The 10,886-nt window shown below is 66.2% G+C and carries 11 protein-coding genes and 1 tRNA gene; 5 read left to right on the forward strand and 7 right to left on the reverse strand.

Annotated elements, in window-relative coordinates; genetic code table 11:
* Window positions 1-66: 66 nt before the first annotated feature.
* From ACXAHD_RS09330 to ACXAHD_RS09340, 3 genes are all read right to left on the reverse strand, one after another.
* Window positions 67-390 carry a YegP family protein gene (locus ACXAHD_RS09330; RefSeq protein WP_289213495.1) on the reverse strand — a complete coding sequence of 108 codons (324 nt, stop codon included), beginning with the start codon at window positions 388-390 and terminating at the stop codon, window positions 67-69.
* Between the two features lie 354 nt (window positions 391-744).
* Window positions 745-820 (reverse strand) — tRNA-Arg (locus tag ACXAHD_RS09335).
* Between the two features lie 55 nt (window positions 821-875).
* Entirely contained in the window at window positions 876-1,901 is a 1,026-nt protein-coding gene (locus ACXAHD_RS09340; protein ID WP_281551286.1) for an alpha/beta hydrolase, read from the reverse strand.
* Window positions 1,902-2,017: 116 nt separating this feature from the next.
* Between ACXAHD_RS09340 and ACXAHD_RS09345 the strand changes: the two genes are divergently transcribed.
* Entirely contained in the window at window positions 2,018-2,428 is a 411-nt protein-coding gene (locus tag ACXAHD_RS09345) for a PPOX class F420-dependent oxidoreductase (RefSeq protein ID WP_281551285.1), read from the forward strand.
* An 80-nt stretch (window positions 2,429-2,508) separates the two neighbouring features.
* On the opposite strand, the gene ACXAHD_RS09350 is transcribed toward ACXAHD_RS09345, so the two are convergent.
* Both ACXAHD_RS09350 and ACXAHD_RS09355 read right to left on the reverse strand, forming a co-directional pair.
* Window positions 2,509-3,000, reverse strand: a complete 492-nt coding sequence (locus ACXAHD_RS09350; RefSeq protein ID WP_281551284.1) for an SRPBCC family protein — start codon at window positions 2,998-3,000, stop codon at window positions 2,509-2,511.
* A gap of 353 nt (window positions 3,001-3,353) precedes the next feature.
* The gene (locus ACXAHD_RS09355; protein WP_281551283.1) at window positions 3,354-4,373 is read right to left on the reverse strand and encodes an alpha/beta fold hydrolase; all 1,020 of its coding nucleotides are present in this window, start codon (window positions 4,371-4,373) and stop codon (window positions 3,354-3,356) included.
* Between the two features lie 580 nt (window positions 4,374-4,953).
* On the opposite strand from ACXAHD_RS09355, the gene ACXAHD_RS09360 reads away from it, so the two are divergent.
* The 3 genes from ACXAHD_RS09360 (at window position 4,954) to ACXAHD_RS09370 (ending at window position 8,829) form a co-directional block, all read left to right on the forward strand.
* The gene (locus tag ACXAHD_RS09360) at window positions 4,954-6,582 is read left to right on the forward strand and encodes an FAD-binding oxidoreductase (protein WP_281567288.1); all 1,629 of its coding nucleotides are present in this window, start codon (window positions 4,954-4,956) and stop codon (window positions 6,580-6,582) included.
* Window positions 6,583-6,656: 74 nt separating this feature from the next.
* Entirely contained in the window at window positions 6,657-7,364 is a 708-nt protein-coding gene (locus ACXAHD_RS09365; protein WP_281551282.1) for an SDR family NAD(P)-dependent oxidoreductase, read from the forward strand.
* A gap of 280 nt (window positions 7,365-7,644) precedes the next feature.
* Window positions 7,645-8,829 (forward strand): acyl-CoA dehydrogenase family protein, encoded by a 1,185-nt coding sequence (locus tag ACXAHD_RS09370; protein ID WP_281551281.1) that lies wholly within the window; start codon window positions 7,645-7,647, stop codon window positions 8,827-8,829.
* Window positions 8,830-9,000: 171 nt separating this feature from the next.
* Here the strand turns inward: ACXAHD_RS09370 and ACXAHD_RS09375 are convergent, their stop codons facing one another.
* Together ACXAHD_RS09375 and ACXAHD_RS09380 are read right to left on the reverse strand one after the other, a co-directional pair.
* Window positions 9,001-9,480 (reverse strand): winged helix-turn-helix transcriptional regulator, encoded by a 480-nt coding sequence (locus tag ACXAHD_RS09375; RefSeq protein ID WP_281551280.1) that lies wholly within the window; start codon window positions 9,478-9,480, stop codon window positions 9,001-9,003.
* 88 nt (window positions 9,481-9,568) lie between these two features.
* On the reverse strand, window positions 9,569-9,997 hold the full coding sequence (locus ACXAHD_RS09380; RefSeq protein WP_281567289.1) for a nitroreductase/quinone reductase family protein: 429 nt from the start codon (window positions 9,995-9,997) through the stop codon (window positions 9,569-9,571).
* A 319-nt stretch (window positions 9,998-10,316) separates the two neighbouring features.
* On the opposite strand from ACXAHD_RS09380, the gene ACXAHD_RS09385 reads away from it, so the two are divergent.
* On the forward strand, window positions 10,317-10,754 hold the full coding sequence (locus ACXAHD_RS09385) for an SRPBCC family protein (RefSeq protein ID WP_281551278.1): 438 nt from the start codon (window positions 10,317-10,319) through the stop codon (window positions 10,752-10,754).
* Window positions 10,755-10,886: the final 132 nt, after the last annotated feature.

A 10,886-nucleotide genomic window follows, 5' to 3' on the forward strand; every position in this document is an offset into this window, starting at 1 on the left:
GTACCGACGGTGAGTGGGCGCTGCGGTACGTCGATGCTGGGCGGCGTCACCCCGTACCGCAATGGCTCAGCCGGCCTTGCGCCGGGTAGCCGGGTCGTCAGCCTCGTCGAGGTCGACGATCGGGGCCTGCTGCACCGCGACCGTGAGAGCCTCCAGTGCACGGCGTGCGTCGTCGGAACTGCGGTAGCTCGAAGCACTGGTGGCCAGGATTTCACCGTTCGTACCGACCAGTCGCCAGCGATAGGTACGGAGTCTCCCGCTGACCAACTCGAAGCGAACCTGCCGGAGCTGATCAAACGGACCCGTCACCCGGACGGGCTCGCTATCGGCCAGCATGGCGTCGAACACATCCTCGGTCACGTCGAACTCGGCCAGCTCATCCTGCTGCATGCTTACCCGCATCCCCCTCATCCGCCACACCAAGTGCCATCCTTGACGTCCACCGGCTGCAGAATCACCCGCAGCAGCCGTCCCCCGCTCATCGTGTGCGACTACCAGGATTGGGATGGTCGTGCCATCCAACGCGAAGTGGGACCGCTGGCCACTGGCACGCGGCTCGGACCTGATCGCCGGTGACACCACGCCGGGAGCGGATCTTTGACTCGATACTCGGCGGTACCTCAATGTAGCCGATCCAGAACGTTGGCACTCGACAACCCTAGGTCACCTTGGTTGGCTGCGCGTCAACGCGTCCTATGGCTGTGGACGGCCGGCGACCGCAGGTCCTCTGACCTGGGGCGATGATGGTGCGCCCGGTAGGGTTCGAACCTACGACCTTGGGATTAGAAGTCCCCTGCTCTATCCGCTGAGCTACGGGCGCTTGCTGATCTTGTCCTGGCGTGCACATAGTAGTGGTCGCGGGTTGCCGTGACGAGTCAGTCGGTCTCCGGTAACCCTCGGTCGACCGGGCGTTGCGCCGCCACCGGTTGACCAGGGTCCGGGCCTAGCGGCTCGGTGGTGAAGTAGCCGCGCAGCCAGCGGTCCAGCTCGCTGAACAGCTCGTCGCGGGCTGGCTGGTGGGACAGGGTCAGGTCGTGCAGGCCGCCGTCGATGCGGACCACGGTGACGTGCCGGCCGAGCCGGGGGGCCCACCGGGCCATGTGCTCGACGTCGAGTACCGCGTCGGCCAGGGTAGCCGAATCGTGCCAGCTGTGGCTGCGGTAGGACCGGGAGGAACAGGCCAGCAGGACCGGCGCGGTGATTTGCAGTCCGGCACGCAGTTGTCGTTGGGCGCGGCGGATCGCGGTCAGCCAACCGGCCCGCACCGGAAACCCGGTGAGCGGCTTCCACTCCAGGTCGTAGTCCCATTCTCCGTTCTGGGAGGCGTGCACGCTTTGCCCGTACACCCGGGAGAGCCCGACCGGGACGATGCGGTAGGGCGAGCGGCCGGTGAGACGGCAGACGGCCGCCGCCACCGGCCGGCGGAGCAGCCACGGTGCGTTGAGGTCGAAGAACGGGCTGTTCAGGAACAACCCGTCCGGCGCGATGCCCTGGCTGGCCCGCGCGTCGGCCCAGACCGCCGCGATCAGCCCACCGGTGGAGTGGCCGTTGATCAGCAACGTCTCGTTGCCGTCCTGCTCGCGGATGATCCGGGCGGCGGCGTCCAGTTCCGGGAAGTAGTCGCTGAGGTCGCGGCAGAAGTTCGGGGTCTGGTGCGGAAGCAGGCTCCGGCCGTACTTGCGCAGGTCGAGGGCGTAGAAGTCCCAGCCGCCACGGACGAAGTGGTCTGCCAGATGGGTCTGGAAGAAGTAGTCGACGAAGCCGTGCAGGTAGAGCACCGCCCGCCCGGCCGGGCGGTCCGCCCGGCGCCGGACCAGGGTCGCGACGACCGGACCCTCGTCGTCTGGGGCCAGCTCGATGACCTGCTGCTCGTACGGGAGTCCGAGGATGTCAGGCTGCACGACCTTGACCGTACCGCCGGACGGTTACCTCCGGGTAGCACCGCGCTGCGCGTCGCACAATCAAAGGCGGCACTGGCAGCGGCCGAGCGGCGGTGCGTGGCGCGAGGAGGTACGGGATGAAGGTTGAACAGGCGACGGCGTTCCTGCGGGCGAATCATCGGGCGGTGATGGTGACCCGGCATCCGGATGGCCGGCCGCAGACCAGTCCGGTGCTGGTCGCGGTCGACGACGCCGGCCGAGTGCTGGTCAGCACCAGGGAAGGTGCGGTCAAGGTCCACAACCTGCTGCGCGATCCGCGGGTCACGTTCTGCGTGACCACGGACCGGTTCTTTGGCGACTGGGTGCAGATCGACGGGCGTGCGGAGGTGGTACGGCTGCCCGAAGCACTCGACGTGCTGGTCGACTACTACCGACGGATCGCCGGAGAGCATTCCGACTGGGACGACTATCGGGCTGCGATGCGCCGCGACAAGCGGGTGGCGATCCGGGTGAGCGTTATGCGTGCCGGCCCGGACGTGCACAGGTGACGGTCCGGATGAGCCCGGGCAACTGCCTGGACGGCCGGCGTGTAGAGCCCCGGTTGGGTTGACCGGGGCTCTACGGCGGATCAGCGGCTGGCCGATCCGAGCTCTGCCTCGGCCGTGGTCTGTGCCTGGCCCGTGGCGTTGGGCGCGCCCTGGCCCTTGCCGATCAGTTCCTTGAGGCTGCCGTTGATGTAGTTGCCCCACCCTTCCTGGCAGGCGTTGTAGCACTCGAACTCCGGCACCAGCCCGTGGTGGGTGAAGAGGACCTTGGTCTTGCCGCCCTCCTCCGAGATGTCGAAGGTCATCGTGGTGTCGACCCACTCGGAGCTGTCCTTGACGAACGAGAAGTAGTTGTCCACCACGTGCCAGGCGACCTTCTCGCCGGGAACCGACTCGGTCACCCGGATCGTGCAGCGGTGCAGGTCCTCGAAGTGGTACCGGAACTCGTCGCCGGCCTTCTCGGCGCTGCCCTCGATCTCGGCCGACCACCATCCCTGCGGATTGGTGATGGCTTCGTACGCCTCCTTCGGGGACTGGTCCACGGTGAACTCGGTGGTGTAACTCGGCCCAGTCATGATTTCCTCGCATTCGTGGTATGCGGAAAAGGGGTTGGCGACGTCCCGCGACCGTGCGTCGCGGAAGTCGGCAATGCTCCGCATCGGGCGGAGCTGTCGGAACGTCGGCATCCTTTCTGGATGGCCGGCTTGTGTCGCGCACCCACTGACCTAGGCTAATGCGTCTACTTGTGTCACGCAAGTCACGTGTGGGGCGTGTCGGCGTGCCGTCAAGCAAGGTTCACATGCTGGCAATACACACTTTCCGCCAGTCGTGACCATCGATGTCTTTGGTTCGCCTCCAGCGCGGTGACCGTTGGTCACGGCGCGGGCACGGTCCACCGGTAGCGGTGAACCGTGCCCGCAAAGGCCGGTCAGGCGACGCAGCTCGAGAGCGGCTCGGTGGGCGCGGGTACGCCCTCAGGTCCGAAGAAGAGGTTGGCGCAGTCGATCAGGAACTCCGGAGTTTCCTCCTGAATCCAGTGACCGGCCCCGGGGGCCACGACGCCTCGGACATCATCGGCGACCTGCTCGAACGAGGCCGCCACACCGAGCCCGAAGACGAACTCGGCACCCATCGCAAGCACCGGCTGGGTCAGCCGCTTGGACTCGGCGTGGGCCTTGGTGTCCTCCGCGTTCTCCGGCCAGGCCCGGTAGTAGTTGTAGCCGGCGCTGCGCCGGGCCGGGTGCAGGTAGGCGCGGATGTGGCTGTCCCGGTCAATCGCGTCGGGGACCGCCGCGAACTCGAAGACGTAGTTCAGGTAGGTGGAGACGTCGCTGTTGTCCACGATCTTCTCCGGCACCGGCGACGGCGCCATGTTGAGCTTGAAGTGGAAGCTGAGCGGATACGCGTCCTCCAAGCCGAAGCCCAGTAGCGGCGAGTCGAGCACCGCCAGGCGGGTCACCTCCTGTGGGTAGTCCCGGGCCCAGGCGTAGCCGACCAGAACGCCCATGTCGTGCCCCATGACCTTCACCTCGCGGTACCCGAGCCGGTTCACCGCCTGATGCAGACGGGCGGCCGTGGTCTTCTGGTCGTAGCCGTCCCGCGGGATCGCGGAGTAGCCGAGGCCGGGCAGGTCGAACGCGATCACCGTGTGCGTCTTGGCCAGCTCGGGCATCACCAGATGCCAACCCCACCAGGTCTCGGGCCAGCCGTGCAGCAGCACGAGCGCCGGCCCGGAACCGCCCTTGACGTAGTGCACCTTGCCGCCGTCGGTGCGGACCAGACCATGCCGGAAGGTCCGGTCGAAGACCGCGCGACCGACGACCGGCTCCCGCTGGGCGTGTCCACCTCGCGCTGCGGTGGCGTCGGAGCCGCCGTTCGAGCCGTGAGCCACCGCTGCCCCGACACTACCGACGATCACCGCCAGGGCGGTGATCCCTCCGACGATCATCCGTTTCAGTGTCAACCGCGATCCCCTGACCCGAGCATCGACCAACCGTGGCGACATGGCTCTACCTCTCCCTCTTGTCGACCGCATATGGCGGGTTGCGTCCAAGCTATGACGATTGGCGAAGAATGTATACTTCTCGATTGCTGTCTCTCCGCGATCGTCTCCAGTCCTCTCCAAGTGCAGCCCGAGGCGTGACGCAGCAGCGCCGGTGCGATGCTGGTCCCCGCCGAGGGGCGGTCACCTGACTACTGGTCACCCACATCGGACGGTGGGTTCGGGTCGCTGCCCGGAACCGGGACGCGCGCTCGACTCTGCCAATTCTTCATGTTCCTCGGCCACTTCCGTATTGCCCTGTTGGCTACTGCCGCCGTCGTCGCCGGCCTAATCGCGATCCTGACGGACGGAAATTCAATCAACCGCAGCGAGTAGTGGCAAAAAGAAGCGGTCACTGGGAGAGGGCAATTTCAAGGAAGCAGGCGGGTGTCGCCGGATCATAGCCTGGCGACCGATGCGCGGACGTGGCCAGGGGAATTGGTGTCGTCCGCTCTCACTGTCTCGATTCAGAGAGGACAGGATTGCCATGACCAACGAAGAGCGGAAGTTCGAACGGCGTACGTTACTTGCCGGTGCCGCAGGGGCCGGAGGCGTCGCCCTGGCCGGTGCCGCACTGCCCGGCACGGCACTCGCGCACGGGAGTGGAGCGTCGGGTGCGCTGGTAGCGCCCGTCACTCCGGCTGACCCCCAATACCCCGACCTTGTGATGGGGCTGAACAACCGGTGGACCGCGACACCCAACTCGGTGTACGTGGTGGATTCCCCGAACCAGGTTGCCCCGATCGTCCGACGCGCGGTGCGTCGCGGAACCAAATTGACCGTCCGGGGCGGCGGTCACGGTTTCGAAGACTTCGTCTACAACAGTGAAGTCGAAACGATCATCGACATGACGAACATGAATAGGATCTACTACGACGCGAGAATGAAGGCTGTTGCGGTGGAGGCCGGCGCCATTCTGCTCGACGTCTATGAGAAGCTCTACCAGACCTGGGGCGTCACGCTGCCTGGCGGTGTCTGCTACTCCGTCGGAATGGGCGGCCACGTCGCCGGCGGCGGCTGGGGCTGGCTTGTCCGCCGCAACGGACTGATCGTCGACCACCTGTACGCCGTCGAGGTGGTCACGGTCAACGCCGCCGGCAGGGTCAACACGATCATCGCCACGCGGGAAAAGCGGGACCCGCACCGCCACCTGTGGTGGGCCCACACCGGTGGCGGCGGTGGGAACTTCGGTGTCGTCACCCGGTACTTCTTCCGCTCGCCTGGAGCGCACGGCCGGTCCCCGGCGCAGCTTCTGCCGAAACCGCCGTCCAAAGTACTGTCCAGCTTCGCCCTATGGAGCTGGAGCACCATGACCGAAGCCGACTACATCCGCCTGCTCCAGAACTACGCCAGCTGGCACGTCGCGAACATCTCCCCGGACAGCCCCACCCGCGAGGTGACGAGCCTGATCCAGTCGTTCCACCGGTCCAACGGCGAAATACACATGTACGCCTTCGTCGACTCCGCCGTGCCGAACGCGCAACAGATGCTGGACAGCTACCTGGCCCATCTGCAGAACGGTGTGACACCGGCCGTGTTCGCTTCGCAGAGCACCATGCCATGGCTGCAGTTCTGCAAGCTCACCGGTACCACCAACACGTTGAACAACGACCCGACGCTACGCGGCGAGTACAAGTCCGCGTTCATGAAGGACACCTTCACCACTGCGCAGGCCTCCGCGATCTACCGGGCGATGACCCGGTCGGACATCAACAATCCGAATCTGAACATCGTCATCAGCCCGTACGGCGGCAGGACTGCGGCCGTGCCCGACGCCGCGACGGCGATTCCCCACCGGGAGGCCGCCTACAAGCTGCTCTGGCAGGCGCAGTGGGCCAATCCGGCGGACGACGCGGCGAACATCGCGTGGGCCCGGGAGACCTACCGTGACACTTTCGCGGACACCGGCGGCGTGCCCGTACCGAACGACCAGACCGACGGTTGCTACGTCAACTATCCGGACGCCGACCTGAGCGATCCGGCCTGGAACGGGTCGGCCTTCGCCTGGTACGACCTCTACTACAAGGAGAACTACCGCCGGCTGCAGGCGGTGAAGAAGGCCTACGACCCGCGGAACTTCTTCAACCACCGGCAGTCGGTCGAGCTCCCGTCCTGATCGGACGGGTGTCAGAAGCATGTCCATACGAAAGGGAGTACGGAATGCACACGATCACCGGTAAGACGGTCCTGGTGACCGGCGCCAACCGCGGCATCGGCCGGGCGCTGCTCGAGGAGGCGCTCAACCGGGGCGCGAAGCGGGTGTACGCCGGGACGCGTCAGCCGTTCGACCACCCGGACGGGCGGGTCACCGCAGTGACGCTGGACGTGACCGACGCGGGGCAGATCGCACAGGCCGCGAAGACCGTCGGCGAACTCGACGTGCTGGTGAACAACGCCGGCGAGGTCACGTTCGACGACCTGAGCGATCGCGCGGTGCTCGAGAAGATGTTCGCGGTGAACTTCTTCGGCGTGTACGACACCATTCAGGCGTTCCTCCCGGCGCTGATCCGGTCCCAGGGTGCGATCATCAACAACATTTCGGTGAACGCGTTCGCGCCGTTCCCATTGGTCTCGTCGTACTCGGCGGCCAAGGCAGCGGCGTTCAACCTGTCGCAGTCGCTTCGTGGTCTGCTGGCGGGTAAGGGCGTCGGCGTGCACGCCGTCATGACCGGGCTCGTCGACACCGACATGACCAAGGGCTTCGACGTGATGGCCAAGGCGGCGCCCGAGCACGTGGCCAAGAACGTCTACGACGGGCTGGAAAAGGGCGAGGAGGAGATCTTCCCCGATGCCATGGCCGAGCCGCTGGCCGACAGCTGGCGTTCGGGCGGGGGGAAGAACTTGGAGCGCCAGTACGCACAGATGGCGGCGCAGATCGCCGCAGCTCAGTCCGCCTGAGCGACAGACCATGACGGGCGGTGCCGCCCGAGGCAGGTAAGTAATGGGCAGTGGACGTCGTCGAAATGGCGTCCACTGCCCATCTGTGTTCAGCCCACGAATGTTCTGTCGGACTGGAACTCGGCCGGCGGCTCAGTATGCAGTTCGTTCCTGAGCAACGTGAGAGATGTGGACCGTAGGGGCCTCATGCCAGAGTTTGTGACGACGGGACGTCCCCCCGACATCCTGCCGCAGTAGCTGCGCCAGGCACCAATTTCTGCCTTCGTCTGGAGGAGTAAAGATGACGGTAATCGAGTCCGCGCCACAGCCCGAACTCGTACAGCGGGCCAGGGACCTGATCCCGCTGATCCAGAAGCACGCCGCGTGGCAGGAGGAGAACCGCGCCCTGCACGCGGAGGTGCTCGACGCGCTGAAGGACGCCGGGCTGCTGCGGTTGCGGTTCCCGGCGCGCTACGGCGGCACCGTGCCGGACGCGCGTACGGTGGTGGACGTGGTCGCAGAGCTGGGCCACGGCGACGGCTCCACCGGTTGGACCATCAGCACCATGACGATCGGTGCCTGGCTGGCCGGCCTGCTGCCCGACGAGGCGCAGGACGAGATCTTCGCGAACCCGGAGGACCGGTTCTGCGGCTCGGTCGGCCCGAACGGGGTCGCCGTGAAGACCGAGGGTGGCTACATCCTGAACGGTCGTTGGCACTTCAACACCGGTGCCCCGCAGGCGCAGTGGGACACCCACTCCATCATGATCGACCTCGGTGACGGCAACATGGTGCCGGGTATGGCGGTCGTTCCGGTCTCGGACCTGACGATCGTCGACGACTGGCACACGGTCGGCCTGCGCGGCACCGGCAGTGTCACGACCATCGCCCAGGACCTGTTCGTGCCCGAGAACCGGGTGCTGAACATGGTGCCGGTCATGATGCACAACCAGCATGCGTCGAAGATCAACGCCGACTATCAGGCGTGGCGGGTGCCGTTCCTGCAGTTTGCGGTCGCCGTGGCAGCCGCACCGGCGCTCGGCATGGCGCGGGCCGCCTGGGACGCTTTCATGGAGCGGCTGCCAAGCCGGCGGATCACCTACACGAACTACGAGAAGCAGATCGAGGCGACGCTGACCCACCTGCAGGTCGCCGAGGCGCGAGTCAAGATCGACGAAGCCGAGTTCCACCTGCACCGGGCAGTCCGCCGGCTCGATGAGAAGGCCCTCAGCGGCGAGCCGTGGACCCTGGAGGACCGCGCTGCGGCACGGATGGACGCCGGTGCCGTCTGTGCCCGGGCGAAGGAGGCCGTGGACATCCTGAACAACGCCAGTGGCGGTTCGTCGGTGTACTCCGAGGTGCCGATCCAGCGGATCGAGCGGGACGTCCAGACGATCAACCTGCACGGCATCATGCACCCGAACACGAACCTGGAAACCTACGGCCGTGTCCTGTGCGGCCTGGAGCCCAACACGATGTTCCTGTAGAAGTTGCCTCGTACGCGTGGCCGGACCCACGGGTCCGGCCCCGCGTCCATTTGGGCGCGCGGCCAGCGGACCACACCGTTTACCCGCACCCTTGGCACGGTGCCGCACCGGCAGATCTGGCCGCACCGGCAGATCTGGCCGCACCAGCAGCACGGTCGAGGTTGCGGCGGGTCAGCGTCGCTGTCTGCGCTGCTCGCGCAGCGCGATGAACCGGGAGTCGACGCGCGCCGTCACGTCGCTGGACGACGGAGAGGTGCCGCAACCCGCGCATCCGACCTGCAGACTGACGTGGCCGCCACAGCCTTCGTGTTCGAAGGCGACCGGCCGCCCCTCCGGATTGGCCCACCGGTCACCCCACTCGGTGAGTGCGAGGATGACCGGTTGCAGTTGGCGACCCTTTTCGGTGAGCACGTATTCGACGTGGGCGCCACCGGCACCCGGCCGTGTCTCGAAGACGCCCGCCTCGACGAACTCGCTCAACCGTTTGGCCAGGATGTTCGTGGCCACACCCAGGTCCCGCTGGAAGTCCGTGAACCGGGTCATCCCGAAGAACATCGCGTTGCGGATGATGAGCAGGCTCCAGCGCTCGCCGACGACCTCGAGTGTCCGCGCGGCAGAGCAGACCTCGTTGGCGTACAGGCGTCCCAGCACAAGCCCAAGTCTGGCATGTTGGCTTGCGTGGTGCAAGCAGATGTGCTGAACTGGCCAGGTGGCCGCCCCGCTGACCGGAGTTGTGCCGTCAGGTCGTGCGGGTCAGCAGGAACATCGGCAACTGCCGCCCGGTCCTGGCCGCGAACTCGTCCGGGCCGGTGGCCTCGCCGAACAGTTCCGACCACAATCGGCTGCGGGTGCCATCGTCGAGTGGCTCGACGGTCACCGAGAAGGTCTCCTCGCCCAGTTCGACGGTCGTGCTCGCCATGGCGGCCAGGTTCGCGCACCAGGCCGGGCGGACCGGAGAGTCGCCGTTGGATCCGACGACGGCGTAGCGGCGCTGGTCATCGAACGGAAAGCAGATCAGCGGCGTGACCCGGCCGATCCCGGTCCGGATGCCGACGTGGTGCACCAGGATGACGAGGGAGTCGGCCAGGATTCCGCCGACTCGGCCTGCGTTCGCGCGGAACTCCTCGATAACTCTTCGATTGAAATCGATGGCCTCGTCCCTGGGCATCAGTGGCATGGGTTCACTCCAACTCGTGGGTCGAGGTGCCGTGCTGCCGGCATCCGCAACTGCTCCGGAACTCCACGGTACCGATCCGGTGCGGCGGCAAGGGCACCGCGAGCATCTCCGGATCGACGACCGGTCCCACAGTTCTCCGATTTTGCCCGATGTAGAGCAGGATCCCCGGGGATCGTCCGGTGCGCCGTACGCTGGCGAGGAGAGGCGTGAATCTCGCCGGGCGGCGAGGACCGATAGACCGCCCGCCGCGGTGTCGTGTTCGTATCCGGGGCACCTGCGTCCACCGCAACATCCCAACCAGGAGGAAGACATGAGCGAGAGCTACACGACGTCCTTCAGCGTGCACCAGAACCCCGAGGACGTCTTCCACGCCATCAACGACGTACGCGGGTGGTGGGACGGGGAGATCGAGGGAACGGCGGACAGTCTCGGCGCCGAGTTCACCTACCGACACGGCGCGCTGCACTACTCGAAGCAGAAGGTCACCGAGTTCGTGCCCGGAAAGAAGGTCGTCTGGCTCGTCACCGAGGCCGACATCACCTTCGTGGCGGACAGGACAGAGTGGAAGGACACGCGGGTCGTCTTCGACATCGCAGAGAAGGACGGCAAAACGGAGGTCACGTTCACCCACGAGGGGCTCGTGCCGCAGTTCGAGTGCTACGGCGGCTGCAGTGATGCCTGGGGATACTACGTCAAGGACAGTCTTCCCAGGTTCATCGCCAAGAGCCGGTCCGAGGTCGGTAGCTGATCCTACCGGTCACCACCGGACACCATCCGACTTCCATCCGGCGGGGGGGGGGGGGGGGGAGGGGGAGGAAAAAAAGACCACGATGGCTTGTGTACGGTCAAAACCAAACCGATGTCGGGGGTTTCTCTTCTT

This window comes from Micromonospora sp. ABR4_055 (assembly GCF_056160425.1).